This is a genomic window from Mycobacterium sp. P4_H6, assembly GCF_056400845.1.
The window spans coordinates 49,978-76,694 of record NZ_JBFUKN010000018.1 but is presented as its reverse complement, the minus strand read 5'-3'; the positions used below and the strand labels follow the sequence as shown (position 1 = coordinate 76,694).

Annotated in this window: 24 protein-coding genes; 8 read left to right on the top strand and 16 right to left on the bottom strand. The window is 67.3% G+C overall.

The features are described from left to right. The first annotated feature begins 1 nt into the window (after position 1). The 3 genes from AC1DTF_RS10210 (at position 2) to AC1DTF_RS10200 (ending at position 4,968) form a co-directional block, all read left to right on the top strand. The gene (locus tag AC1DTF_RS10210; protein ID WP_477473994.1) at positions 2–2,290 is read left to right on the top strand and encodes a DUF1989 domain-containing protein; all 2,289 of its coding nucleotides are present in this window, start codon (positions 2–4) and stop codon (positions 2,288–2,290) included. 19 nt (positions 2,291–2,309) lie between these two features. Continuing rightward, positions 2,310–3,647, top strand: a complete 1,338-nt coding sequence (locus AC1DTF_RS10205; protein WP_477473993.1) for a flavin-containing monooxygenase — start codon at positions 2,310–2,312, stop codon at positions 3,645–3,647. Positions 3,648–3,744: 97 nt separating this feature from the next. After that, a complete protein-coding gene (locus AC1DTF_RS10200; RefSeq protein ID WP_477473992.1) occupies positions 3,745–4,968 on the top strand; it encodes an SfnB family sulfur acquisition oxidoreductase in 1,224 nt (407 codons plus the stop codon). A 65-nt stretch (positions 4,969–5,033) separates the two neighbouring features. On the opposite strand, the gene sepIVA is transcribed toward AC1DTF_RS10200, so the two are convergent. From sepIVA to AC1DTF_RS10165, 7 genes are all read right to left on the bottom strand, one after another. Then, positions 5,034–5,771 carry a cell division protein SepIVA gene (sepIVA, locus tag AC1DTF_RS10195; protein ID WP_057166348.1) on the bottom strand — a complete coding sequence of 246 codons (738 nt, stop codon included), beginning with the start codon at positions 5,769–5,771 and terminating at the stop codon, positions 5,034–5,036. A gap of 112 nt (positions 5,772–5,883) precedes the next feature. Beyond that, positions 5,884–6,360, bottom strand: a complete 477-nt coding sequence (coaD, locus tag AC1DTF_RS10190) for a pantetheine-phosphate adenylyltransferase (RefSeq protein WP_057166347.1) — start codon at positions 6,358–6,360, stop codon at positions 5,884–5,886. Positions 6,361–6,371: 11 nt separating this feature from the next. Continuing rightward, the gene (gene rsmD, locus AC1DTF_RS10185) at positions 6,372–6,923 is read right to left on the bottom strand and encodes a 16S rRNA (guanine(966)-N(2))-methyltransferase RsmD (RefSeq protein WP_477474003.1); all 552 of its coding nucleotides are present in this window, start codon (positions 6,921–6,923) and stop codon (positions 6,372–6,374) included. Next, entirely contained in the window at positions 6,920–10,300 is a 3,381-nt protein-coding gene (locus tag AC1DTF_RS10180) for a pyruvate carboxylase (protein WP_477473991.1), read from the bottom strand. Before AC1DTF_RS10180 ends, rsmD begins: the two co-directional genes overlap by 4 nt. A gap of 59 nt (positions 10,301–10,359) precedes the next feature. Next, positions 10,360–10,977, bottom strand: a complete 618-nt coding sequence (locus tag AC1DTF_RS10175) for a vitamin K epoxide reductase family protein (RefSeq protein ID WP_477473990.1) — start codon at positions 10,975–10,977, stop codon at positions 10,360–10,362. After that, on the bottom strand, positions 10,974–11,705 hold the full coding sequence (locus AC1DTF_RS10170) for a DsbA family protein (protein WP_057166343.1): 732 nt from the start codon (positions 11,703–11,705) through the stop codon (positions 10,974–10,976). The genes AC1DTF_RS10175 and AC1DTF_RS10170 overlap by 4 nt, the downstream gene beginning before the upstream one ends. Positions 11,706–11,715: 10 nt before the next feature. Continuing rightward, positions 11,716–12,798: an alpha/beta hydrolase gene (locus AC1DTF_RS10165; protein ID WP_477473989.1), complete on the bottom strand. Its 1,083-nt coding sequence runs from the start codon at positions 12,796–12,798 to the stop codon at positions 11,716–11,718. Here AC1DTF_RS10165 and AC1DTF_RS10160 point away from each other — a divergent pair. Both AC1DTF_RS10160 and AC1DTF_RS10155 read left to right on the top strand, forming a co-directional pair. Further along, complete coding sequence (locus AC1DTF_RS10160) at positions 12,797–13,645, top strand: aldo/keto reductase (RefSeq protein WP_477473988.1); 849 nt, start codon at positions 12,797–12,799, stop codon at positions 13,643–13,645. The two genes, AC1DTF_RS10165 and AC1DTF_RS10160, sit on opposite strands and share 2 nt — an antisense overlap. Before the next feature lie 6 nt (positions 13,646–13,651). Further along, positions 13,652–14,491 carry an aldo/keto reductase gene (locus AC1DTF_RS10155; protein WP_477473987.1) on the top strand — a complete coding sequence of 280 codons (840 nt, stop codon included), beginning with the start codon at positions 13,652–13,654 and terminating at the stop codon, positions 14,489–14,491. Positions 14,492–14,510: 19 nt separating this feature from the next. Here AC1DTF_RS10155 and AC1DTF_RS10150 read toward each other — a convergent pair whose 3' ends face one another. Both AC1DTF_RS10150 and AC1DTF_RS10145 read right to left on the bottom strand, forming a co-directional pair. Continuing rightward, entirely contained in the window at positions 14,511–15,653 is a 1,143-nt protein-coding gene (locus tag AC1DTF_RS10150) for a hypothetical protein (RefSeq protein ID WP_477473986.1), read from the bottom strand. Then, complete coding sequence (locus tag AC1DTF_RS10145) at positions 15,646–16,575, bottom strand: metal-dependent hydrolase (protein WP_477473985.1); 930 nt, start codon at positions 16,573–16,575, stop codon at positions 15,646–15,648. The genes AC1DTF_RS10150 and AC1DTF_RS10145 overlap by 8 nt, the downstream gene beginning before the upstream one ends. 94 nt (positions 16,576–16,669) lie before the next feature. Here AC1DTF_RS10145 and AC1DTF_RS10140 point away from each other — a divergent pair, with 94 nt between their 5' ends. Together AC1DTF_RS10140 and AC1DTF_RS10135 are read left to right on the top strand one after the other, a co-directional pair. After that, a complete protein-coding gene (locus AC1DTF_RS10140; RefSeq protein ID WP_477473984.1) occupies positions 16,670–17,323 on the top strand; it encodes a TetR/AcrR family transcriptional regulator in 654 nt (217 codons plus the stop codon). Further along, entirely contained in the window at positions 17,320–17,979 is a 660-nt protein-coding gene (locus AC1DTF_RS10135; RefSeq protein ID WP_477473983.1) for a TetR/AcrR family transcriptional regulator, read from the top strand. Before AC1DTF_RS10140 ends, AC1DTF_RS10135 begins: the two co-directional genes overlap by 4 nt. Before the next feature lie 3 nt (positions 17,980–17,982). On the opposite strand, the gene AC1DTF_RS10130 is transcribed toward AC1DTF_RS10135, so the two are convergent. Together AC1DTF_RS10130 and AC1DTF_RS10125 are read right to left on the bottom strand one after the other, a co-directional pair. Continuing rightward, positions 17,983–18,765 (bottom strand): serine hydrolase, encoded by a 783-nt coding sequence (locus tag AC1DTF_RS10130; protein ID WP_477474002.1) that lies wholly within the window; start codon positions 18,763–18,765, stop codon positions 17,983–17,985. 29 nt (positions 18,766–18,794) lie between these two features. Continuing rightward, entirely contained in the window at positions 18,795–19,454 is a 660-nt protein-coding gene (locus tag AC1DTF_RS10125) for a DsbA family protein (RefSeq protein ID WP_477473982.1), read from the bottom strand. A 119-nt stretch (positions 19,455–19,573) separates the two neighbouring features. On the opposite strand from AC1DTF_RS10125, the gene AC1DTF_RS10120 reads away from it, so the two are divergent. Next, positions 19,574–20,773 carry a L,D-transpeptidase gene (locus tag AC1DTF_RS10120; protein WP_477473981.1) on the top strand — a complete coding sequence of 400 codons (1,200 nt, stop codon included), beginning with the start codon at positions 19,574–19,576 and terminating at the stop codon, positions 20,771–20,773. 20 nt (positions 20,774–20,793) lie between these two features. Here AC1DTF_RS10120 and AC1DTF_RS10115 read toward each other — a convergent pair whose 3' ends face one another. Genes AC1DTF_RS10115 through AC1DTF_RS10095 form a run of 5 tightly spaced genes read right to left on the bottom strand, consistent with a single transcriptional unit; the run spans position 20,794 to position 26,668 of the window. Continuing rightward, the gene (locus AC1DTF_RS10115; RefSeq protein WP_477473980.1) at positions 20,794–21,708 is read right to left on the bottom strand and encodes a M56 family metallopeptidase; all 915 of its coding nucleotides are present in this window, start codon (positions 21,706–21,708) and stop codon (positions 20,794–20,796) included. Further along, positions 21,705–22,082: a BlaI/MecI/CopY family transcriptional regulator gene (locus AC1DTF_RS10110; RefSeq protein WP_057166333.1), complete on the bottom strand. Its 378-nt coding sequence runs from the start codon at positions 22,080–22,082 to the stop codon at positions 21,705–21,707. Before AC1DTF_RS10110 ends, AC1DTF_RS10115 begins: the two co-directional genes overlap by 4 nt. Positions 22,083–22,136: 54 nt before the next feature. Then, positions 22,137–22,841, bottom strand: coding sequence for an HNH endonuclease family protein (locus AC1DTF_RS10105; protein WP_477473979.1), 705 nt, complete (start codon positions 22,839–22,841; stop codon positions 22,137–22,139). Continuing rightward, complete coding sequence (gene recG, locus AC1DTF_RS10100; protein ID WP_477473978.1) at positions 22,838–25,066, bottom strand: ATP-dependent DNA helicase RecG; 2,229 nt, start codon at positions 25,064–25,066, stop codon at positions 22,838–22,840. The genes AC1DTF_RS10105 and recG overlap by 4 nt, the downstream gene beginning before the upstream one ends. 3 nt (positions 25,067–25,069) lie before the next feature. Continuing rightward, complete coding sequence (locus AC1DTF_RS10095) at positions 25,070–26,668, bottom strand: DAK2 domain-containing protein (protein ID WP_477473977.1); 1,599 nt, start codon at positions 26,666–26,668, stop codon at positions 25,070–25,072. Positions 26,669–26,717: the final 49 nt, after the last annotated feature.

Here is a 26,717-nt window from a genome sequence, read left to right as displayed (position 1 = left end):
CATGATCGAACGTTTCCGGGTGGCACCCGGGTCGGTCACTGCTCTGTCGGTCACGGGCGGGGACCGCTTCGAGGTCATCGACCGGTACGGGCGCCAGCCCGTGGAACTGACGGTGCTCGCCACCGACCCCCGTGCAGTCAGCGGATCGGCGCCCGACTCCCCTGCCACGGTCTTGCGCAGCTTGGTGGCCGGCCCCGACGAGAACGGCTACGCGGCCGGTCGGATCCTGGGACTGCTCTCCCGCCACGTCGATCAGGACCAGGCCAGGGCCACCCAGCTGTTCGGCGGTGACTCCGCGGCCGGAGCCCGGCTCGCCTTCGCCGTCGACGCGGACGCCGTCGTCCTCATCGCCGCGCCCGCCGCGCCGATGAACCTGGCCCTCGCCGAACCGAATCCGCCCTCCGAGGTACTCATCGAGGTGCGCCGGGCCACCCCGGTGCCTGCGCAGGAGCGCGAACTCCCTGTGCCGCTGGCCGAACCGTTGTGGGATATGCGTATCGATGCGTCGACCGCGTCGTCCTATGAAATCCGGGCCGGGCAGTTCATCCAGATCATCGATGTCCAGGGCCGGCAGTGCTCGGACTTTCTGGCCTTCGATGCCCGCGGGCTCGACGGCGGAAACGAGTACGGCCTGGACGCCACCACCACCCGCACCATCGGTGGCGGCGCGTATCCGCAGCCCGGCCTGTTCGGCAAGTTCTTCGACCGCCGGGCCCAGCCGCTCGTGGAGGTGGTGCGGGACACGGTGGGACGGCACGACACCTTCGCGCTGGCCTGCACCGCCAAGTACTACGCCGATTTCGGCTACCCCGGCCACGTCAACTGCACCGATAATTTCAACGCGTCGCTGGCACGGTTCGGGGTGGCGGCCCGCGCCGGGTGGCCGGCGCTGAACCTGTTCTACAACACCGCATTCGACGCGGCGCACCAGCTGACCTCCGATGAGCCCTGGTCACGCCCGGGTGACTACGTGATGCTGCGGGCCTGCACCGACCTGGTGTGCGCGTCATCGGCCTGCCCGGATGACATCGATCCGGCGAACGGCTGGACGCCCACCGACATCCACGTCCGCGTCTACGACTCCACCAGGAGGTTCTCTGTGGCGGTGGGACACCGGCTGACCCCGGACTCCGAACCGGTGCTGACCAAACCCACCGCGTTCGCCTCCAGGACCGGCGCGCTGACCTCGAATTTCACCGAGTATCAGGGCTATTGGCTGCCCAACAGCTTCGACGGCCACGGACCGCAGCAGGAGTACTGGGCGTGCCGGGAACGCGTCGCGGTGATGGATCTGTCGGCGTTGCGCAAGTTCGAGGTCCTCGGCCCCGACGCGGAGGCCCTGCTGCAGGCCACGCTCACCCGCGACATCCGTCGGCTGTCGCGCGGGCAGGTGGTGTACTCGGCGATGTGCACCGAGTCCGGCGGTGTCGTCGACGACTGCACCGTGTTGCGATTGAGCGACACCAACTTCCGCTTCATCGGCGGTGACCCGCACGACGGGATGTGGCTGCGCACCCAGGCCGAGAAGTTGGGGCTGCAGCAGGTGTGGATCAAGGACTCCACCGATCAGATGCACAATATCGCCGTGCAGGGCCCGGCCAGCCGCGACCTGCTCGCCGGGCTGATCTGGACGCCACCGACCCAGCCCGCCCTGCGCGACCTCGGGTGGTTCCGGTTCCTGATCGGCCGGCTCGGCGGGCCGGACGGGATCCCGCTGCTGGTGTCGCGGACCGGATACTCCGGCGAGCTCGGCTACGAACTGTGGGTGCATCCTGGCGACGCCGAAACCCTCTGGGACGCCGTGTGGCTGGCCGGTGAACCGCACGGTCTGACACCGCTGGGCCTGGAGGCACTGGAGATGTTGCGCGTCGAGTCCGGCCTGATCGCGGCGGGTCACGAATTCGACGATCAGACCGACCCGTTCGAGGCCGGTATCGGGTTCGCCGTGCCTCTGAAATCCAAGACCGACGATTTCATCGGCCGGGACGCGCTGCTCGAACGCAAGGCACATCCGCAACGCACACTGGTCGGGCTGCGCCTGGACGGCAACGAGACCGCCACCCACGGGGACTGTGTGCACCTCGGGCGCGCCCAGGTCGGCGTGATCACCAGCGGTGTGCGCTCACCGATTCTGGGCGCCAGCATCGCGTTGTGCCGTATGGCCGTTCAGCACAGCGAGCCCGGCACCCGGGTGGAGGTCGGCAAGCTCGACGGACACCGTAAACGCATCCCGGCCACCGTGACCACCTTTCCGTTCTACGACCCCGACAAGACCCGACCCCGCTCATGACGCCCCTGAGGAGAACCCGATGACCAGAACCGCCGTGATCGGCGCCGGCCCCTGCGGACTGGCCCAGCTGCATGCGTTCGAGCAGGCGCGCCAGGACGGCGTCGACGTCGGCGAGGTGGTGTGCTTCGAGAAGCAGAGCGACTGGGGTGGACTGTGGAACTACACGTGGCGCACCGGTCTGGACTCCCACGGAGACCCGGTGCACGGCAGCATGTACCGCTACCTGTGGTCCAACGGGCCCAAGGAATGCCTGGAGTTCGCCGACTACAGCTTCGACGAGCACTTCGGTGGCCCGATCCCGTCGTTCCCGCCGCGTGAGGTGCTCTACGACTACATCGTCGGGCGGGCCAAGAAGAGCAATGTGCGCCAGTTCATCCAGTTCGACACCGCGGTTCGCGATATCACCTTCGACGGGGACACGTTCGCCGTCACCGTCGAATCATGGGAGACCGGCCCCGGCGTGCTGCGCACCGAGACCTTCGACCACGTCATCGTCGCGACGGGGCACTTCTCCACCCCCTACGTGCCGGAATACCCGGGCTTCGAGTGCTTTCCGGGCCGCATCCTGCATTCGCACGACTTCCGGGATGCCGTCGAGTTCGCCGGGAAGAACCTGCTGATCCTGGGCAGCAGCTATTCGGCCGAGGACATCGCGCTGCAGTCCCTCAAGTACGGGGCCGCATCCATCACCGTCGCCTACCGCAATGCCCCGATGGGATTCGGCTGGCCCGATGGCATCACCGAAGTCCCTGCGCTACAACACCTCGACGGTCGCAACGCGCATTTCGCCGACGGCACCAGCCGCGACGTCGACGCCATCATCCTGTGCACCGGATACCAGCACCACTTCCCGTTCATCGACCCCGAGCTGAGGCTGACGACCGCGAACAACCTCTATCCCGCCGGGTTGTACAAGGGTGTGGTGTGGACTGCCAACCCGAAGCTGCTCTACCTGGGCATGCAGGACCAGTACTACACCTTCAACATGTTCGACGCGCAGGCGTTCGTGGCCCGCGATGTGGTGCTGGGCCGGTTGCCGCTGCCCACCGCGGAGGCGATGGCCGACGATGTCGACGCCTGGCTGGCCATGTACGCCGCGGTGGACAGCGTGATGGAACAGATCGACTTCCAGACCGCTTACGTCCGGGATCTGATGGCGCTGACCGATTACCAGACGTTCGATCTGGAACTGGTGCGCCGACATTTCGTCACCTGGGAACACGACAAGGACGAGAGCATCACCGGGTACCGGGACAAATCGTTCTCCTCCCCGTGCACCGGCACGGTCGGGCCCGTTCCCAGTTCCACCTGGTGGGAGGAACTCGACGACAGCCTGGCCCGGTTCCTGCAGCGCTGAGCACTCAGAATCTCGCTGAGTCCAACGGGTGACCGGTCCGCTGCCGGCGGGCACGCTCTGCGAAGTGTCCCCTCCGCGCGTTCCGCGCCTGCATTCCGTGACCACCGGCACGTCGGGTAAGGCCACCAGGATCGCCGACGTCGATCAGGCTCTGGCCGTCGCGGCCGAGTTGTCCGCGGCGTTCGCCGCCGACGCCGGTGCCCGCGATGCCGACCGGGCGCTGCCGCACGATCAGGTACAGGCGCTCAAGGACTCCGGCCTGCTCGCGCTGTCGGTGCCGGTCGAGCACGGCGGGATCGCCGCACCCGCGACAGTGATCGCCGAGGTGTTCCGGTTGTTCGCCCACGGTGATCCCTCGCTGGCTCAGATCCCTCATTCGCACTACACGTTCCTGGAGGCCGTGCGGCTGCAGGGCACCGATGCACAGCAGGCGTTCTTCTTCGAGAAGGTCTTGGATGGCGCGCTTTTCGCCAACGCGCAATCCGAGCGCGGCCCGCACCCCATCGATGTGGACGCCACCACACTGGTCCGCGACAATGACGACTATGTGCTGGAGGGCCGCAAGTTCTACTCCACCGGTGCGCTGTTCGCCGACTGGGTGATCGTGCGGGCCTCGCTGCCGGAGCACCCCGGGGACACCCCGACATCGTCCACACCGAAGGCGCTGGCCTTCGTGCCCGTCGACACCGAGGGCCTGCAGGTGGTCGACGACTGGGACGGGATGGGTCAGCGCACCACCGCCTCGGGCACCGTCACCCTCGACGCCGTGCGGGTGCCGGCCGAGCAGGTGGTGGCATTCACCCCGATCTTCAAGGCGCCCAGTGTGTACGGGGCGCGCGCCCAATTGTTCCACGCCGCACTCGATGTCGGGATCGCCACCGCAGCACTGGCCGAAGGGGTCCGGCAGTCTGCGAAGGCCCGCCCACATTTCGAGGCCGGGGTGGATACCGCCGCCGATGATCCGACGGTGGTCCATCTGGCCGGCGAATTGACCGTCACGGTGCGAGGCGCACAGGCGCTGCTGGCCGAGGCAGGTCGCGCCGTCGACGCCGCGGCCGCCGATCTCGATTCCGACAGTGCCGCAGTGGCTTCGGTGGCCGTTGCGGTGGCCAAGGTGGCCGCCACCCGGGCGTCGTTGGAGGCGTCGAGCACGCTGTTCGAACTGGGCGGCACCCGCAGCGCTTCCGGGACGGCGAACCTGTCGCGGTACTGGCGTGATGCCCGCACCCACACGTTGCACGACGCGACCCGCTGGAAGCTGCAGCACATCGGCCGCTACACCCTGTCGGGCACCAAACCGCCGCGGCACGGCCAGCTTTAGCGCCAACGACACATGGTCGCCACCCCGGGTCAGGGTGGCGACCATGTTGTCGTCGTTCGGGTTGGTTACCGGGTGGCGTAGTCGTGCGTGCCCGCGGCGGTGCGCAGCTGGTGACGGCCCCGGCTCACCGAGCGCAGGGTGCCGTTGAGGTAGTCCTCGAACTCGGCCAGCTTGCTATCGACGTAGATATCGCATTCGCCGCGCAACCGGTCGGCCTCGGCGTGCGCGGTGTCGACCAGGCGGGTGGCCTCGCTGGTCGCGGTCTGCACGATCTCGGTCTGCGACACCAGGCGCTGCTGCTCCTTGATGCCTTCCTGGACGGCCTTCTCGTAGGAGATGTTGCCGTTCTCGATGAGACGGTCGGCCTCGGCCTTGGCGCGACCGGTGGCGGCCTCGTACTCACGCTTGGCGGTCGAGGCGATACGGCCGGCTTCCTCGCGGGCCTCGCCGACCATCCGCTCGCTGTGCGCACGTGCCTCGGCGACCATCCGGTCGGCCTGGGACTTGGCGTCGGCGAGGAGGCGATCTGCCTCACCGCGGGCGTGGTTGACCATCGAGTCGGCCTCGGCGGACGCCGTGGCCACCATGGACTGGGAGTGGTCCTTGGCCTCGTTGAGCATCGCGTCCCGGGCGTCCAGTACATCCTGGGCGTCGTCGAGTTCACCGGGGATGGCGTCCTTGATGTCGTCGAGCAGCTCCAGGACGTCGCCGCGCGGCACCATGCACCCGGCCGTCATCGGCACGCCACGGGCTTCTTCGACGATTGCGCTGAGTTCGTCAAGCGCCTCAAACACTCGATACACGGCAACACCCTCCAGGCGTAGTTGTTAGTGACCAGTGTGCCTGGTGTTACGCCTGTGACTCGGCTTTACCGGCCGGTGTGTCGCCCTCGGATACCGCCAATCAATCGAACGATCAGCCCTTGAGCTTCTCGCGCAACCGCGCGTTCACCGGCTCGGGCAGCAGATCGGCGACATCGCCGCCGAGCTGGGCGACCTCCTTGGCCAGTGAGGACGACACGAACGAGTACTGCGGCGTGGTGGCCACGAAGAAGGTGTCGACGCCGGCGACGTGCTTGTTCATCTGCGCCATCTGTAACTCGTACTCGAAATCGGTGCCGGTGCGCAGGCCCTTGACGATGGCGGTCAGACCCCGTTGCTTGACGAAGTCGACCACCAGACCGGAGCCGGACTCGACGCGCAGATTCGAGAGATGCGTCGTCGACTCGCGGATCAGTTCGATGCGCTCCTCGGCGCTGAACATCCCCTTCTTGTTCGGGTTCACCAGCACGGCCACCACGACCTCGTCGAACTGGGCGGCCGCCCGCTCGAAGACATCGAGATGACCGAGGGTGACGGGGTCGAATGATCCGGGACATACAGCGCCACTCATGGTGCAAGACGCTACGCGATGACGCCGAACTCCAGTCGGGTGTCGCCGTAGCGGCGTTCCTCCTCGGCCTCCCAGCCGTCCGGCCACACGATCGCGGGCCCTCCCGCCGCGCGCTCGATCACCGCGAGTGCACCCGGGCGCACCCAGCCGTTCGCGAGCAGCGCGACCAGGACACGCTCGATGGCGCGGGCATCCACCTCGTACGGTGGGTCGGCGAACACCAGATCGACCGGCCTGCCGGTGGATTGGACGACCTTGTCGACCGGGCTGCGGCGCAGCACCGCTCCCCTGGCCCCGAGCTCGGCGATATTGGACTCGATCACCGCCGCGGCGCGACGATCGGACTCGACCAGCAGCGCCGAGGATGCGCCGCGGGACAACGCCTCCAGTCCCAGCGCGCCGGAGCCGGCGTACAGATCGAGCACCGCGATCCCGTCGAGATCCATCCGCGCCTGCAGCACGTTGAACAACGACTCCCGCACCCTGTCGGTGGTCGGACGAGTTCCACTGGCGGGCACCGAGATTCGGCGTCCCTTGAACTGTCCGGCGACGATCCGGGTCAGGTGACGACCGCCAGGAGGTCTCCGCCCTCGACCTGGGCGGTGCCGGTGACGGCGATGCGTTCGATGGTGCCGGCCTTGGGTGCGGTGATGGCGGCTTCCATCTTCATGGCCTCGATGGTGGCGATGGTCTGCCCGGCATCGACCTTCTCCCCGGTCGCCACGCCGATGGTGACCACTCCGGCGAACGGTGCGGCGACGTGGTCGGGGTTCGACCTGTCGGCCTTCTCGGCCGCGGCGACCTCACTGGCGATGCTGCGGTCACGCACCAGCACCGGGCGCAGCTGCCCGTTGAGGATGCACATGACGGTGCGCATGCCGCGTTCGTCAGGTTCGGAAATGGCTTCCAGCCCGACGATCAGCTCGACACCCTTGTCCAGCTGTATGCGGTGTTCATCACCGTGGCGCAGGCCGTAGAAGAATTGATTGGCCGACAATCGCGAGGTGTCACCGTACAGAACACGATGCTCCTCGAATTCCCTGGAGGGACCTGGGAACAGCAGCCGGTTCAAGGTCATCTGCCGAGTCCGTCCGGGCTCACCCAGCAGCTTCTCGTCGGCTGCGTCGAGAGCAACGATCGGCTTGGCTTCGGCGCGACCCTGCAACGCCTTGGTGCGCAACGGCTCCGGCCAGCCACCTGCTGGATCGCCGAGTTCACCCCGCAGGAAACCGATCACGCTGTCGGGGATGTCGTATTTGTCGGGATCGGCGGCGAACTCCGCGGCATCCGCGCCCGCCCCCACCAGGGCCAGCGCGAGATCGCCGACCACCTTGGACGACGGGGTCACCTTGATCAGGCGACCGAGCACCCGGTCGGCACCGGCGTAGGCGTTCTCGACATCCTCGAACCGGTCCCCGAGCCCCAGCGCGACGGCCTGGGTCCGCAGATTGGAGAGTTGCCCGCCCGGGATCTCGTGGGTGTAGACCCGACCGGTCGGGGCCGGCAGCCCGGCCTCGAACGGCTCGTAGACCTTGCGCAGCGCCTCCCAATACGGTTCCAGGTCACACACCGCGGCCAGGTCCAGGCCGGTGTCGTATTCGGTGTGCGCGGTCGCGGCCACGATCGCCGAGAGGGCGGGCTGACTCGTGGTGCCCGCCAACGGCGACGATGCCCCGTCCACCGCCGACGCGCCGGCGGTCCAGGCCGCCAGATAGGTGGCCAGCTGCCCGCCCGGGGTGTCATGGGTGTGCACGTGAATCGGCAGATCGAACCGCTCCCGCAGCGCCGAGACGAGTTTGGTGGCCGCTTGGGGGCGTAGCAGCCCGGCCATGTCCTTGATGGCCAGCACATGCGCCCCGGCATCCACGATCTGATCGGCCAGGCGCAGGTAGTAGTCCAGGGTGTAGAGATCCTCGGCCGGGTCGGAGAGGTCCCCGGTGTAGGACATTGCGACTTCGGCGACCGCAGTGCCGGTTTCGCGCACCGCGTCGATGGCCGGGCGCATCGAGTCCACGTTGTTGAGCGCATCGAAGATCCGGAAGATATCGATCCCGGTCGCCGTGGCCTCATCGACGAAGGCCTGGGTGACCAGCTCCGGGTACGGGGTATACCCGACGGTGTTGCGGCCGCGCAGCAGCATCTGCAGACAGATGTTGGGCATCGCCTCCCGCAGCGCCGCCAGCCGCTCCCACGGGTCTTCCTTCAAAAAGCGCAGCGCCACATCATAAGTCGCCCCGCCCCAGCACTCCACCGACAACAACTGCGGCGTCAACCGCGCAATATAGGGCGCCACCGCCAGCAGACCCGACGAGCGCACCCGGGTCGCCAACAGCGACTGGTGCGCATCACGGAACGTGGTGTCGGTGACACCGAGAGCCGGAGAATCCTTGAGCCACTTGGCAAAACCCTCGGGGCCGAGTTCGACCAGCTTGTTCTTCGAGCCCGCCGGCGGCTCCACCGAAAGATCACACGTGGGCAGCTTGTCCTGCGGATACACCCTGATCCGGTCCCGGTGAGGCGAGTTCACCGTCACATCCGCCAGATAGTTGAGCATTTTACTGCCCCGGTCGGCCGGGATGTGTGCGGTCAGCAACTGCGGGCGTTCATCGATGAACGAGGTCGTCACCCGGCCCGCCCGGAAATCCGGATCATCGAGCACCGCGAGCAGGAACGGGATGTTCGTGGACACACCACGAACCCGGAACTCCGCCAACCCACGCCGCGCACGCGTCGCGGCCATCGCGAAATCCCTACCACGACACGTCAACTTCACCAGCATCGAATCGAAGTGCGCGCTGATCTCCGCACCCGTGTGGGTACCACCGTCCAGGCGGATACCCGCACCACCCGGGGACCGGTACCCGGTGATCCGCCCAGTATCGGGGCGGAAACCATTCGCCGGATCCTCGGTGGTGATGCGGCACTGCATCGCCGCGCCACGGATCTGAATCGAATCCTGGCTCAACCCCAGATCATCCAGCGTCTCCCCCGCCGCGATCCGCAACTGCGAGGCCACCAGATCCACATCGGTGATCTCCTCGGTCACCGTGTGCTCCACCTGAATGCGCGGGTTGCACTCGATGAACACATGATGGCCACGCTCATCGAGCAGGAACTCGATGGTGCCCGCGCAGAAATAGTTGATGTGCCGCGCCAGCGCCACCGCATCGGCGCAGATCTTCTCCCGCACCGCCGGGTCCAGATTCGGTGCCGGCGCGAGCTCGATGACCTTCTGATGGCGGCGCTGCAGACTGCAGTCGCGCTCGAACAGATGGATCACCTTGCCCGCACCATCGGCCAGGATCTGCACCTCGATATGGCGCGGATTGATGACTGCCTGCTCCAGATACACCATCGGATCACCGAACGCCGATTCCGCCTCACGGCTGGCAGCCTCGATCGCCTCGGCCAGATCCGATGCCTCCGCGACCCGGCGCATCCCGCGCCCGCCACCACCGGAGACCGCCTTCACGAACAGCGGGAACGTCATCGACTCCGCCACCGACACCAACTCATCCACCGACGCCGAAGGCTCCGAGGACGCCAACACCGGCAACCCGGCCTCCCGCGCCGCCGCGATCGCGCGTGCCTTGTTGCCGGTCAGCTCCAACACATCCGAGCCCGGGCCCACAAACGTGATGCCCTCGGCCGCGCACGCCGAGGCCAACTCCGGGTTCTCCGACAAAAAGCCATAGCCCGGGTAGACCGCGTCCGCGCCGGCATGCTTGGCCACCCGGATGATCTCGTCGACCGACAGGTACGCCCGCACCGGATGACCCTCGTCACCGATCTGATAGGACTCGTCGGCCTTGAGCCGGTGCAACGAGTTGCGGTCCTCGAACGGATACACCGCGACCGTCGAGATATTCATCTCGGTCGCCGCACGGAACGCGCGAATGGCGATCTCACCGCGGTTGGCCACCAGGAGTTTGGTAATCACGGCGCTACCCTAACTTCGCTGTTGTTACCTGGATGTAACACCGGCGTCGCCGCCAGAAATCACACCAGGGTCGACCAGTAATTCCAGAAACGAACCAGGATCATCAGCAGCACCGCGGTGAACCACAGCGCCACCAGCGACCAGCGCCATTGGTAGACCGCGCCCAGCACCCCGGTGCCGGTGTCGGCACGCAGGGCGATCGACGTGACGATCACCAGCAGCGGGACGGTCACCGCCCAGACCACCATGCAGTAGGGGCACAGCGCCCCGATCCGATAAAGGCTCTGGAAGATCAGCCAGTGCACGAAAACCACGCCCAGGCCGGTGCCGATGGCCAGACCCGCCCAGTACCAGCGCGGCAGATCGATCCGCGCGACGGCGAGCACGCCGGTCACCAGCACGACGGTGAAGGCGACGATGCCGATCAGCGAATTGGGGAACCCGAAGACCGAGGCCTGCGGTGTCGTCATCACCGACCCGCAGGACAACACCGGGTTCAGGCTGCACGACGGGATGTAGCTGGGATCGATCAGGATCTCGATCTTCTCGACGGTCAGCGTCGCGGCCGCGGCGAGCCCCAGCACGCCGGCGATGAGCACACCGATCGCGCTGGACCTGCGCACCCCGCTCTGCTCGGCCGGAACCTCGGCCGACTCGAGAGGCGCTTCTACCGTCACGGCATCCCCGGCACGTTGCCGACGATCTCCTTGACCTTCGCGACCAGGGCCTCGGGGGTGCTGTACTGGTAGTCCTCGCCGTTCACGCGGACGGTCGGGGTGGCATTGATCTCCGTGGCGGCGGCCATGCCGGAAGCCATGTCGACGTAGCGGCCCTTGTCGATGCACTCGGGCACCTTGCCCGCGGCGCCGGCCTGGCGCGCGGTCTCGATGAGTTGCGCGTCGGTCGGGTAGGCGCCGCCGGTCTCGCTGGGCTGCTGGGCGTAGAGGGCGCCGTGGAATCGGCGGAACGCCTCGGTCGACTCATCGGCGACGCAGTAGGCGGCGCCGCTGGCCCGCGACGAGTAGTTCTGGTTGCCGGCGCTGTTCAGGATGCCGACCATGTAGTAGTCGACCGCGATCGCGCCGCCGTCGATGAGCTTGTTGATGGTGGGCCCGAAGGCCTTCTCGAAGGCGCCGCAGTGCGGGCACAGCGGATCCTCGTAGACCGACAGCACGAGCTTGGGCTCGATCCCGTCGTCCTTCTTGACCACATTGCTCGACTCGATGCGGACCGAGCGGGCCTCGCCGGATTCGGGCTTGGTCTCGCCCGACAGCACGATCCAGAGCACCAACGCGACTGCGAAGAGCACCACGACCGAGGTGAGCCCGATCTGGACGAAAAGGTTGCGCTTGCGGTCGGCGGCCTTCAAGTCGTAGCTGGCCTGCTTCTTCGGTTTGTTCGCCACGGGATGCAGCCTACCGGCTCAGATGTGCCCGCAGTGCCGAGGTCAGGTCGGTGAGCGCCACCTCACTGCCGCCGCCGAGGGGGAAGAAGTTGGCGAAGCCGTGCGTCAGCGATCCGTACTCACGCAGGTCCACCGGTACACCCGCAGCCGCGAGCGCCGCGGCGTAGGCGGCACCCTCGTCGCGCAACGGATCGAACCCCGCGGTCAGCACCAACGCCGGCGACAGCCCTGACAGATCGGTGGCCCGCAACGGGGCCACCCGGATATCGGTCGGCGAGAGACCGGAGCCGTCGATGTAGTGCGTGTTGAACCAGTCGATATCTGCCTTGGTCAGGAAATAGCCGTCGGCGAACAGCGTCCGGGACACGGTCTCGCCTCCCGGGTCGACCATCGGGTAGATGAGCACCTGCAGAACCGGCAGCGCCACCCCGGTGTCACGGGCGGCCTGGGTGACCACCGCGGCCAGGTTCCCGCCCGCGCTGTCCCCGCCGACCGCCACCCGTCGAACATCGGCGCCGAGCTCGTCGGCGTGCTCCACCGCCCAGCGGTAGGCCGCGATGCAGTCCTCGCCGGCGGCGGGCGCCTTGTGCTCGGGGGCCAACCGGTAATCGACCGACAGGACGTGCACCCCGGCGTCATGGCAGAGGCGCCGGCACAAACCGTCGTGGGTGCCCAGGCTGCCGACCACAAATCCGCCACCGTGAAGGAAAACCAGCAGCGGCGCTCCGGGCTCGGCGGCGTAGTGCCGAACGGTCAGCTCACCGGCCGGGCCCGGGATGGTGAAATCCCGCGCCGGGACGACAACCGGGGTGCTCAGCGCGGAGGCGACGCTGTCGAGCTGATTTCTGGCGACGACGACATCGTCGCTGGCAACGAGGCCGCCGACCCCGGAGAGCTGCTGCGCGTTGAGCATCAACTGCAGGGTGGTGTCCAACGTGTTGCCCTCGATGGTGATCGAACGTCGGCCCAGCAGGACCCGTTTGACGGGGTCCGGAGTTCGCGCCATGACCGGCAACGACAGCCGGCTGGCGACCTCGGCGAACTTCAACCGGAACGGGCTCGGGTTCTGCCGTGCTGGCAGACTCTGTGACATGACTGGCCTTTCGCATCCCACGCTGTTGCTGAACGACGGTAATTCCATCCCCACGGTCGGGTTGGGAGTTTGGCAGACCCCGGCCGAGGAGACCCGGCAGGCGGTCGAGGCCGCCCTGACAACGGGTTACCGGCACGTCGACACCGCGGCCGCCTACAAGAACGAACCCGAGGTGGGCCAGGCGCTAAAGGCCGCCGCCGACAAGGGCGTGACGCGCGAAGATGTGTTCCTCGTCACCAAACTGTGGAACGCCGAGCACGGATATGACAAGGCGCTCAAGGCCTTCGACGCGAGCGCCAAGCGCCTCGACGTCGACTACGTGGATCTGTATCTGATTCACTGGCCGATGCCCGAGGTCAATCAGTTCGTCGAGACGTTCAAGGCGTTGGCCGCACTGCGTGACGAGGGCCGGGTTCGCTCCATCGGCGTGAGCAATTTCGCACCCGAGCATCTGCGGACCCTGGTGGACGGTACCGGCATCGTGCCCGCGGTGAACCAGGTGGAACTGCACCCCAGATTCCCCCAGCAGGAGTTGCGGGAAGTGCACGCCGAGCTCGGTATCGCCACCGAGGCGTGGAGCCCGCTCGGGCAAGGTGCGTTGCTGAGTGACCCCACCGTGGTCGGCGTGGCCGAAGCGCACGGGAAAACCCCAGCCCAGGTGCTGATCAGATGGCATCTGCAGCTGGGTAATATCGTCATCCCGAAGTCGGTGAACCCCGACCGGATAGCGAGTAACTTCGACGTGTTCGATTTCGAGCTGACCGCGCAGGACATCGAGTCCATCGCGACACTCGACGACGGCACCCGACTGGGACCGGATCCGCGGACTTTCAACTGGACAGGCTAGGTAGACATGACATCGGCAGCTGCGGCGCCAAACATCGGTTTGAGCGATGAGAACACCATCCCGGCCCTCGGCATCGGAGTGGGCGGTCTCTCCGACACCGAGGCCGAGCAGGCGGTCGCGGCCGCACTGGAAATCGGTGTCCGCCTTATCGATACCGCAGCCGCCTACGGCAACGAAGAGGGCGTCGGCCGGGCCATCGCGGCCTCCGGCGTGCCGCGCGCCGAGATCTTCCTCACCACCAAACTGGACATCGCGGACCTGGGATTCCAGGCCTCCCAGGACGCCGCGAGGGCCAGCGTGGAGCGCCTGGGTCAGGAGTACGTCGACCTCTACCTCATCCACTGGCCCGGCGGTGAGGGCGGAAAGTACGTGGACACCTGGGGTGGACTCATGCGCGTCCAGAGCGACGGGCTCGCCAAGTCGATCGGTGTCGCCAACTTCACCCCGGAGCATCTGTCGAYGATCATCGATCTGACCTATGTGGTGCCGACCGTCAACCAGGTGGAACTGCACCCGCAACTGGTCCAGACCGAGCTGCGCGCGGCGCATGCCGAGCACGGCATCGTCACGCAGGCCTACAGCCCGCTGGGCGTGGGCAAGCTGCTGGAGAACCCGACGGTCACCTCGGTCGCCGGTGAGTACGGCAAGACGCCCGCCCAGGTGCTGATCCGCTGGAACCTGCAGTTGAGCAATGCGGTCGTTTTCCGTTCGACCTCGGCCGAACGCATCGCGCAGAACTTCGACGTGTTCGACTTCGAGCTGGCCGAGGAGCACCTTGCGGCGCTGACCGGTCTGGACGACGGCACCCGGTTCCGCCCGGATCCCACCACCTACACCGGCGAGTAGCCCACGTCTCGGCGCGAGCTCACGACACGCGCGCGGGCACCTTCTGGGTCTGGGCCGCCGAGACCGTCAGCGCGGCAAAGGTACTCAGGCCGGCGATGACGAAACACAGTGCGGTGTACCAGAGACTGCCCACCGGATCCCCGTTGTCGGTGACGCCGTCGACGGCCCCGAAGTACGCGGGCAGCGCGGTCACCCAGAGCACTGCCATGACCGCCAGGTAGCCGACGCCGAACCGCACCATCAGCGGGTTCGTATACCGCGCCTCGGTGGCACCGGCCGGCGTGTTGCGCAGCCGCTGCCACTGTTTGACCATCACCGGGATCGCGACGACGGCGATCACCACGAGTTCCAGCGCGTACACCACACCCATCACCGTGACGTTGGTGAACGATCCGATGACCGTCGCGGGTGCGGGCAGCAGCACGGTGCCGATCGAGGCCAGCAGGCCGATGACGACGGTGCGCCACACGATCTGTAGACCGGTGAACCGCCGGCCCCGGTCGGCGTGGCGCCCGRCGAAGAACTGCACGCAGAAGGCCAGCGACATCGGCCAGAGCGCGGCGAACACCACGACGCTGGGCAACGGCACCGAGTCCAGGAACGGCTGGTTCATCGGGTGATCCAGCGTCCACTCCCACCAACGCAGTTGCGGGCCCAGGTGATCGAATATCTCGTAGAAGGCGTGGTGCACGAAGCCGACGCACACCGCGCCGACCAGGGTGCCGTAACGACGAAAGACCCCAAGGGTTCTCACGATCTCGAAAGCGATGGTGGCCATCATCGGGTAGATCGCGACGATATAGAGCGGCAGCCGGCCCCACAGGAAGTCCACGGTGAACACGTTGTGCGCGAACATCGTGTCGACGTACTCGGCGATCCCGAACTGCGCCGGGAAGTACAGCGGCGGTTCGATGATCAGCAGATAGGCGATGGCGCCGAACCACAGCGCGATATTGGTCGCGTCTCCGTGTCGGCGGAGTCGGGTGACCGCGTACACCAGGGCAAGGATCGCGCCGGCGATCACCGTGAGTTCCAGCACCGGCAGTGTCCAGTTCTCAAGACCGAACGGGCTGCGAAGTTCCACCAGGCCGCCGGCCTCCGCGCAGGAGAATCCCAGGCGTTCGGCCAGTTGCTCGAACGTCGGTGCGCACAGGTCAGACATCGGCTGCCTCCTTGTTGTCGGCCGTGTACCACTTGGTGACGTCGTATCCGGCGTCGAACCGATCGAACCATTGCGCGGCCAGCGCGGGCAGCTTTTCGTGTTCCGGGTTGTGGCCGGGGATCTGGCTGCGCACGATGCCTGCCATCGCGGTGGCCATCTCGCGCTTGGGCAGGTGGGCGAACGCGTTCGCCAGCGGCCCGTAGTCGGGGCGGCGCCCGATGCGGGTGAGGAACTGGTTCTTGCGCCGCTCCAGGGCGAAGGTGGAGACCGCGTCGACCTTGCGCACCTCCAGCGGAATGTGTTTGTTGAACCCGTCGCAGGCCAACCGGACCACGTCGAGGACGTGCTTGAAGATCGAGGGCGCCACCCGCATCCGGTACCAGGGGTCGTCGACGAGTCCGTCGTAGATGATCAGCGCGGAACTACGGTGCTCGACCTCTTCGACGAAGTGCCAGAGGAACAGTGAGGCCACCCGGTCATCGCCGGGAGCGAACAGTGTGTCGTCGTGATCGAGCATCAGTTTGAAGACGGGCGTGAACGTGGCTTCGAGATCGGCGGTGTACGCGAGCCGGTACTTCAGCGGCTTGGTGTCCACGAGGTCGTCGAAGGCGGCGATCACCTCATCGAGGGTTTCCTTGAGTGCCGGGTAGGCCTTGATCAGGCCGCGGGCGTGCTGGCGGTGGGCCATCGAGTGCTGGCCCTCCTGGCGTGTGAAGGCGTCGGCCTCCTCGGCGATGGCCGGGTCGGTGAGCAGCGGCTTCGCCTCGGCCATCGTGGTGACGATCATCTTCTCGAACGCGATGGCCAGAAATGACACCGCATTGGCCATCGCGGAGAACGCCGGGTTGGTCTCATTCCAGAGGAACGGCACGTCGTGGTCGGCGAAGCCGAACCGCATCTTGCGCACTTGGAGGTTGGTCATGCCCGCAAACTATCACACGATCATACGCCCCTACGTCTAACTGTATGATGACGTGTGCGTGCTACCGTCGCGTACCGCCGAGAGGGAGTTGGTCATGGCACGCAGGCGCGGGTGGGGCGGCAACCCACCCCAGACCGATGAAGAGGCCACCCAGCGCATCATCACGGCCGCCGTCGATCTGATCAGCGCCACCGGATCGGCCGTCTCCCTCGCCGAGGTCGCCAACTCACTGGGCATCATCCGCCAGACCGTCTACCGCTACTTCCCCACCTCCGATGCCCTGATGCACGCGGTGGCCATGGGTTCGGTCGATGCCTTTCTGGACCGTCTCGCCGACAGCGTGCGCGGTCTGCACGACCCGGCCGACGCGCTCACCCAAGGCACCCTGTTCACCCTCGACGAGGTCAGCCGCACCCCGCACCTGGGCATCCTGCTCTCAGAGTCCTACCCGCACAACCACACCGAGGATCTGACCTCCGAGGAGGCCCGCGCCATCGGCATGCGCATGGTCGACCGTTTCGACGTGGACTGGGCCGCCCACGGCTATGACGAAGCCAGCCTTCAGGAGTTGGTGGAGTTCACGCTGCGGATCATGCTGTCCTTCTTCGTCGCGCCCAACGACGCCCATCGGTCACCGGCCGAGCTACGAAAATTCCTGCGGCGCTGGCTCGGTGGCGCGGTGGCCGCCCAGCGGGATCACATCGCGCACGCCGCCACCGGCAGCATCACACAGGTGTTCCCGCCGTGACCACCACCGACGAGCCCCGCCGCGCGTTGCGCAAGGACGCCGAACGCAATCGGCAACGCGTCCTCGATGCCGCGCGGGACCTGTTCGCGCAGCGAGGCCTGGAAGCCACCCTCAACGACGTGGCCCATCATGCCAATGTCGGTGTCGGAACCGTATATCGGCGTTTCGCCACGAAACAGGAACTGCTCGACGCGATCTTCGAGAACGCCATCGAGCAGATCGTGGCGCTCGCCGAATCGGCCATGCAGCGCCAGAACTCGTGGGACGGCTTCGTGTGGTTCGTCGAACATCTCTGTGAGCTGACCGCAACCGATCGCGGTCTGCGCGAGATGGTCTACAGCACCGCCTATGGCGGATACCCGGTCGACTGCGCGCGGCTTCGGCTGGTGCCCCCGATCTCGCAACTCGTCGACCGCGCCCGCGCCGATGGTTATCTGCGTGCCGATGCCGACCACACCGATATGCCGATCCTCAGCATGCTGGCCGGCACCGTGAGTGAGTGGGCCGGCCATGTCGAGCCCGAACTCTGGCGCCGCTACGTCGCGTTGCTGCTCGACGGTCTGCGACACCGCGACGGACAGGCCCGGCTGCCGGTGAACGCTCTCGACGACGATCAGATGGACACCGCGATGAACGGCTGGCAGCCGGCGGGCTGAACCCTACGGTCCCAGCACAATTCGGGACAGCTCGGTCGTCGTTTGCACCCCGTCGTCGTATCCGCCGTCGCCACCGAGACCGTTCATGATGGCCAGGGTGTAGCGCTGGCCCGGGCCGGCGAATCCGACGGAATTGACCACCCACCCACCCTGCTCCTGCGACCAGCCGTTCTTGTTGCCCGGCGTCATCGCCGCACCGGCACCCCAGACACCCCACTGCTGCGAGCTGTCCACCCGCTGCATCTCGGCGACCACCGCTGCCGCGTTGGCCGGCGTGAGACCGGTGAGCACATAGTTCATCAAGGCGTCGAAATCGTCGGCGGTGCCCTTCTGAAAGCCCCAGTACGGATAGACGTCACCGAAACCGGATTGGGGCCGCACGCTTTTCATCCCGAACCGAGCGAAGTTCGTATTGAACACGTTGTCGGTGCCGCCGTGGCGCGACCACAGTGAGTCGGCGGCCTCGTTGTCGGAACTGCGCAGCATTGCGGCCATCTGATCCCGGTCTGCCGCGGTGAGACGCAACGTCCCGGCCTGTTCGCGGGTGAGCAGGTCGGCCACCATCGCCAGTTTGATCGTCGACGCGGTCCAGATCGGTGTCCCCGCCGCGGCGTTGCGGTACCGCGCGCCGGTGACCCGGTCACGCAGCACGAACCCGACCGTTCCCGGTCGGGTCGCGACGTACTTCTCGGCGGTCGCGATGCGCTGTTGCAGCACACATTGCGGGTCCGAGGCACCGCAGTTCGCCGAGGCCACCGGAGCGGCGATGAGGCCCGCGCACAGCATCCAGACCGCCACCAGGGCACGTGCGGGCGTCACCCCAGCGCGCTGTCGATGGCGTTGCGCAGGTCTTCTGATCTCTGTACGGGAATCTGCTCGCCATTGACGAAGAAGGTGGGTGTACCCATCACGCCGAGCGCTTCGCCGTCACGCTGGTCGACCCGGATGCGTTCCAGGGTGGCCGGGTCGTTGTAGGCGGCGTCGAAGGCCGCCAGGTCCAGGCCGAGATCGCCGGCGAAACCGCGGTAGACGYCATCGGCAGGGACGCGCTGCTCACCCCATTCGGCCTGGGTGTCGAACATCTTTCGGTACATCGCTTCCAGTTGGCCCTGCTGCGCCGCGGCTTCCACGGCACGCGCGGCGCGTTCGCCGTTGAAGTGACCCGACAAGGGGAAGTACCGCAGCACGAACTCGACGCGGTCACCGTAGTCGATGCGCAGCTGTTCGACGATCGGATAGGCGGCCCGGCAGCCCTCGCATTCGAAGTCCAGGAATTCGACGAATGTCACGGTCGCGTCCTGCGGAGCGTTCAGGCGGTGGCTGCTGTCGCGCACCACCTGCACCGCGCCGGTGTCGGATGCCTGCGCGTCGCGATCGTCCTCGCCGCGGGTGGCCAGTAGCACGACACCCACCGCAAGGATCACCAGGACGGCGAATGCGGTCACCCAGGCGCGGCCGGCGCGGGTCTTCAACACGGTTTCTCTTCCCCGATGCACCGCTCGCGTCGCCCCGCACACGCGTTGACGTGCATCTACGTAGTTACTACGTAGGATGTTAGCGCAAGGGCACTTCGACGGACGGCAGGAACACTGTGATGAGGCGGGCGACATCGGCAACCGCGGTTCTGGCTCTGCTGACCGTCGTGGCGGTCGTGTTGGGGTTGAGTGCCTGCACCTCGGCACCGGCCCCGCCGCAAGCACAGACGGTGACGGACAAGGGCACGCCGTACGGGGACTTGTTGGTACCGACATTGCAGGCCTCGGTCACCGACGGCGACATCGGCGTGTCGGTGGAGGAACCGGTGACCGTCAGCGTCGAGGCCGGCGTGCTCGGCGAGGTGAGACTGGTGAATGCCCAGGGCCGGGTCGTCGACGGCGAACTGAGCGCCGACGGCGTCTCCTGGCGTTCCGCCGAACCACTGGGCTACAACAAGGAATACACGCTCGACGCCGACGCCTTCGGATTGGGCGGGGTGACCCACACCAGCGCGACCTTCGAGACACACTCCCCGCAGAATCTGGCGATGCCCTACGTCATGCCCGATGACGGCGCGGTGGTCGGTGTGGGCCAGCCCATTTCGGTGACCTTCGACGAGGTCATCCCCAATCGGGTGGCCGCGCAACGCGCCATCACCGTGACCACCACCCCGGAGGTCGAGGGGGCGTTCTACTGGCTCAGCGGCCGCGAGGTCCGCTGGCGGCCCGCGCAATACTGGAAACCCGGCACCATCGTCGAGGTGCAGGTGAAGACCTACGGCGTGGATCTCGGCGATGGCCTGTTCGGCCAGGACGATGCCACCACCCGATTCACCATCGGCGACGAGGTCATCGCCACCGCCGATGACGCCACCAAGACGCTGACCGTGCGCGTCAACGGCGAAGTGGCCAAGACGATGCCGATCTCGATGGGCAAGGACAAGACACCCACCGACAACGGCACCTACATCGTGGCCGAACGCCTGGCGGACATGGTGATGGATTCGTCGACCTACGGCGTGGCGGTGAACTCACCCGACGGGTATCGCACTGAGGTCAAGTGGGCCACCCGGATGTCCTACAGCGGGATCTTCGTGCACGCCGCTCCCTGGTCGGTGGGCAGTCAGGGCCGGGCCAACGTCAGCCACGGCTGCCTCAACGCCAGCACCGAGAACGCGAAGTGGTTCTACGACAACACCAAACGCGGGGATATCGTCGAGGTGGTGAACACCGTCGGGCCGACGCTGCCGGGCACCGACGGTCTCGGCGACTGGAACATCCCGTGGGAGCAGTGGAAAGCGGGCAACGCCGCCGCCTGACCAGCCGTCTCACCTGGTTATCAGTGATGGCAGATCAGGTTGATGACGACGGGTGCGCCGGCCGTCACGGCGATGGTCGCCCACGCCAGCAACCGGTGACGCTGCAGACTCCCCCGGCCCGCCGGCACGAGTAGCCGATTGGCACGCACGGCGATTGCGCTTGCGCCGACCGCCAGACCTGCCGGCTGCACCGGTCCGGCCAGTTCGAGCATTCCCGCGACCAACGCCCGGCTGCCGTGCCGTCGAGCGGCGGCGTCATCGGCGCACATTTCCAGCAGGTCACCCACCGCCGCGGCACCGCGCGGGAAGAGCGGCAGACGCGGCAGTGTTGCGGCCAAGGCCCGCAAGAACATCAGTACCTGGTGGTGACGGCCTGCGATGTGCGCGTCTTCGTGGGCCAGCACCGCATTCAGCTGCGATGGGGTAAGGCGCTGCACGGCTGCGGTGGTCACCACGATCGCGTTCGGGCGCCCGAGCACGCAATATGCGGCGGGCCGTTCGGCGTCGAGCAGAAAGACATCCGGCCGATCGGTGGGCAGACCTACCAACCGGGCGGCGTGCGCGTGATCATGGCTGCGATCGCGGGACCCCCGCACCGCGCGTCCCACCTTCATGCTCACCGCAGCGGTCAGGACCACACCGGCGGCGATCACCAGCAACAGGCCCGGCAACCCCGGGGTGGCGACCTGTTCGGGGATCCCGAGCAGTTCCAGGCAGACGACCAGCACCGGTGAATCCGGTAGTCCGCGTAACCCGTTGACCACGATGAGCGATATCGCCACCGCCCATGCCGCCAGTACACCGACGATGGCCGTCAGCCAGGCCGCCACTCCCAGTTGCGGGTTCAGCCCGCGGCGGGTGAGCCTGGCCAACAGTGGCGGCGCCAGCCAGGTCACCAGCGCCCCGTAGGCCAGCAGGTAGACCGCGGCGGTCATCGGCGGCGCTTCTGGGTACCKGACGACCGCAGCGCCGCCTTCAGTTGCGCGGATTCGTCGGCCGACATCTGTTCGACGAAGAACGCCAGCACCGCCTCGGGCTTGCCGCCTGACTCGAACGCGGCGCGCATCAGGTTGGCCGAGCGCTCCTCACGGGTCATCGTCGCCCAGTACCGGTAGGCCTTGCCTTCGCGTACACGCCGCACCCAGCCCTTGCGATGCAGATTGTCCAGGGTGGACAGCACCGTGGTGTAGGCGATCTGGCGCGCGTCGGTGAGTTCCTCGAAGACCTCACGCACGGTGACGCCGTCCTCGCGGCCCCACACCCGGTCCATCACGGTCGCCTCGAGGTCACCGAACCCGCGCTGCTGCATGCGCACCTCCGTTCCCGAACGGCCAATCTACGCCTCTGCTACGTAGATCGCGCCTCAGCCCGTCGGGCACGTCCCGGCCGCCTCCCGCAGCACCCGTGCCGAGGGCGCATCCACCGGCAGCCCGTACCCGCGCAGCACCGCGGCGAACTGCACCGCGTACTGGCACCAGAACGCCCGGTTGGGCGGCATCCACACCGCCGGCTCGTTGTCACCCTTGTTCTGATTCGTCGGCCCGTCGACGGCGAGCAGATTGGCCGGGTCGTTGGCGAACCGCAGCCGCATTTCGTCGGTCCAGGTGCGGGCGCCGAGATCCCAGGCCAGCGAGAGCGGAACGATGTGGTCGATCTGCACCGACGCCCCGATCTGGTTGCCGCGCACGAAGGCGATGGTGGCGTTGGTGTACGGATCGATCAGCGTGCCGGTGGCAACCGCGGTCGGGCACCGCTTGATCGATACGTACGACTTCTCGACGAGATCGCGGTCCAGGATGTCGTTTCTGGTGTCGCAGCCGTTGCGCCCGCCGGGGGCATCGTTGTCATCGTCCCAGGACTCCCCGAACGCGTCACGGCGGTAGTCGTAACCGGGCGTCCGGACCGGGATCTCGATCACCCCGGCCAGCACGTCGACGCCGGGCGCGACGGTCGGGATATCGGCCTCGGCCACATATCGCGCCGAACCCGCACCGGGTTCGGTGCTGACCTGCACGGCCACCAGCACCGCCAGCGCGACGCCGGCCCCGAGCAGACCGATCCGCTTCACGACTTGTCCAGGTACTGAACCCGATCCGAGTCGGCGAACGGCGCGGCCAGCACGTCCAGCCCGGGTTGGTACTGATTGTCCAGATACGCGGACTCGCAGAAACTGCGGGCGTCCTGAATGATGCCCAGATGATCTGCCAATGACAGGAAGCGCAGCGTGGTGAGACGTCCGGACTGGTTGTAGCCCAGCACATCTCCCTCCTGACGCTCCTGGAGGTCGAGGTCGGCCAACGCGAAACCGTCCAGGGTGCCCGCCACCGCGCGCAACCGTTCACCGGCCTTGGAACTCTCCGGCATCCGTGTCACCAGCAGGCACAGGCTCGGATGCTGCCCGCGGCCGATACGCCCCCGCAGCTGGTGCAACTGGCTGATGCCGAACCGGTCGGCATCCATCACCACCATCATGGTGGCGTTGGGCACGTCGACGCCGACCTCGATGACGGTGGTACAGATCAGCACGTCGATCTCGCCGGCCCGGAATGCCGACATCACCGCGTCCTTCTCCTCTGGCGCCAGCCGCCCGTGCATCAGCCCGAGCCGCAACCCGGCCAACGGCCCGGTGCTCAGCCGTTCCAGCACCTGCAGCACGGTGACCGGCGGCGGGCCGTGCTCGTAGGCGTTCTTCTTGTCGGGCTCCTCATCGATACGCGAGGCCACCACGTAGGCCTGCCGCCCGGCGGCCACCTCCTCGATGATGCGCGCCCACGCCCGGTCCAGCCAGGACGGCTTGTCCTTGGTGAACACCACATTGCTGGTGATGGGCTGGCGTCCACGGGGCAGCTCGCGCAGCGTGGAGGTCTCCAGATCGCCGAACACGGTCAGGGCGATGGTGCGCGGGATAGGCGTCGCCGTCATCACCAGCAGGTGCGGGGTGATCCCCCCGGTGGCCTTGGCGCGCAACCGGTCCCGTTGCTCGACGCCGAACCGGTGCTGTTCGTCCACCACCACCATGCCGAGCCGGCCGAACTCCACCGACTCCTGGATGATGGCGTGCGTTCCCACCACGATTCCTGCTGTGCCGGAATAGATCTCATCACGGGCCTGGCGCTTCTGCTGTGGTGACATCGAACCGGTGAGCAGGGTGATGGCGGTGGCCCCGTCGGCGGCCCCGAGTTCACCGGCCATCGCCAGTGGCCCGAGTACCTGGCGGATGGAACGGTAGTGCTGCGCGGCGAGCACCTCGGTGGGCGCCAGCAGCGCGCACTGCATGCCGGCGTCGACCATCTGCAGCATCGCCAGTACCGACACGATGGTCTTGCCGGAGCCCACCTCACCCTGCAGCATCCGGTTCATCGGCCGGGTCTTGGCGAGCTCACCGGAGATGACGTCGAGCACCTCACGCTGACCGCCGGTCAACTCGAACGGCAACTGCTTCATCAGGGCGGCCGCCAGCCMGTCGCCGCGCAGCGGGGCCGCCGGCCCGGTCTCACCGAGCGCGCCGTAGCGCCGCGACACCAGCGCCCACTGCAGGCCGATCGCCTCGTCGTAGGTCAGTCGTTCCTGCGCGGCCTCCCGCTCGACGGCGTTCTCCGAGACGTGCACGCGGCGCAGGGCGGTGTCTTCGGAGGTCAAATTCCATTGCCGCAGAAAGGGTTCCGGCAGCAGCTCGGGGATCGGGTCGAGCACCGCCAGCACCTGGCAGATGCAGGCGTAGATGTCCCAGCTCTGCAGCTTCTTGGTCGCCGGATATATCGGGAAGAACTCCCTCTCGAAGGCAGCCAGGACGTCCGAGCCGGACTCCCCCGACGCGTCGGCGATCTTCGCGAACGACCGCGTCCCGATGGTCCGTTCGCCCGGGGCGCCGATGATCAGGAACGCCGGATGCGACAGCTGCATCGTCTGCCGGAAGTAGCCGATCTCACCGGAGAGCATCACCCTGGTGCCCCGGGTGAGGCTGTTGACGAGGTAATCGGCGTTGAAGAAGGTGGCGGTGATCGCGGGGTTGCGCTCACCGAGGGTGACTTTGAGCATCTTGCGTGGCCGCTTGCCCGGCTGGGGTTTCATCTGCCGGACATCGGTGGCGGTGATGACGTCGACGAAGGTCACATGGGTGCCCTCCTCGAGTTCGATCTCCTCGCCCTCTTCGCGGACGGTCATCCCGTCGCTGTACTTGCGCGGGTAATGGCGCAGCAGGTCGTTGACCGTACGGATGCCGAAGGCTTCCTCCAGCTTGTCGGCGGCCTTGGCGCCGATGATGGGTGAGAGCAGATCGTTGAGCGCAACCACGGGTCACTCCACCCCGATCAGCAGCGCGTCACCGTCGTGATCGGTGCGGTAACTCACCAGTTCGGCACCCAGATGCTGCTGGCGCACGTGATCGCGCAACCGCTCCCCCACTCCCTCGTCGACACCGCTGCCGATCAGCACGGTGATCAGCTCGCCACCGGCGGCGAGCAACAGATCGATCAGACCGGCCCCGGCCGAGGCCACATCGCGCCCGACGATCAGCACTTCATCACCTGAGATGCCCAGTCCGTCACCGGGTTTGCAGTGYCCGGCCCAGGTCAGCGCGTCGTCGGTGGCCACCCGCACCGAACCGTGCCGCGCGCCGGCGGCGGCGCGCGCCATGGTGTATCCGTCGTCCACACCCTGGCGGGCCCCGTCGTGTACGGCCAGGGCCGCCAGCCCCTGCACCATCGAGGCGGTCGGCACCGGCACCACATCGATACCCCACCCGGTCGCGGCCGTGCAGCCGGCCACCAGTTCCTCGGCGGCGATGAAACCGTTGGGCAGCAACATGATCTGCGCGGCATCGGCGTCGACCAGCGCGCGCAGCAGCTGCTGCGCGCTGATCGGCACGCCATCGTGCGGGCGCAGCACCCGGGCACCTTCGCCGGCGAACAGAGTCGCCGCGCCGTCGCCGTCGACCACGGCGAGCACCGCGCGGTCGCGGCCGGCGGTGTGCACCGGACGGGCGCCGGTGAGCACCGTGATCTGGATACTGCTGGGACTACCTACCGCGATGCCGGCCTCCACCGCGGCGCCGGCATCGTCGGTGTGCACGTGCACCGACTGGGTTCCGCTGCGGCCGGCGGTGATGGCCACCGAGTCGCCGAGCGCGGCCAGCGTGGCGCGCAACCCCTCCACGGACTCGGCCCGGCAGCCGTCGAGCAGGTACATGACCTCGAACTGCGGGGGCGCGGCCGAGCCGACGGCCGGTTCGGGGGCGCCGGCGGCCGGTTCGTAAGCGTGCCGCCGGGGTGCGTTTCCGACGAGGGTCGCGGTCAGCGCGTCGAGGAGCACCAGCAGACCTCGCCCGCCGGCGTCGACCACCCCGGCCTCGGCCAGCACGTCGAGTTGGTCGGTGGTGCGCTCCAAGGCGGCGACCGCCGCGGTGGCGGCCGTTTCGACGACGGTGCTGACATCGGCACCCGCGGCGGCGCGTTCTTCGGCGGTGTCGGCTGCCGAGCCGAGTACCGAGACGATGGTGCCGGGGACCGCCTCACCCATCGAGGCCACCACCAGTCCCTCGGCGCGGCGCAGGGCGGCGGCGAAGGCCTCACCGCCGATCTCGGAGAGGTGCCGTTCGGCGGTGACATCGGAGAGGCCGCGCAGAATCTGGGACAGAATCACCCCGGAGTTGCCGCGGGCACCGCGCAAGGCGCCGTCGGCCAGGCAGCCGGTGACCGCCACCAGGTCGAGATCCTCGCGCCCCTCCAGGCCGGCCACCGCCGATCGCATGGTGAACAGCATGTTGGTGCCGGTGTCGGAATCCGCGACGGGGAAGACGTTGAGCCGGTTGATCTCGTCGGTGTGGGTGATCAGGTGCCCGACGGCGGTGTGGGCCCAACGTCGCATCGCCGATGCGTCGAGCCGCGCAGCCGACATCTACACCTCCTGAGCGTCGCACCAGCCGTGCGGGCCAGAATAGCCATCG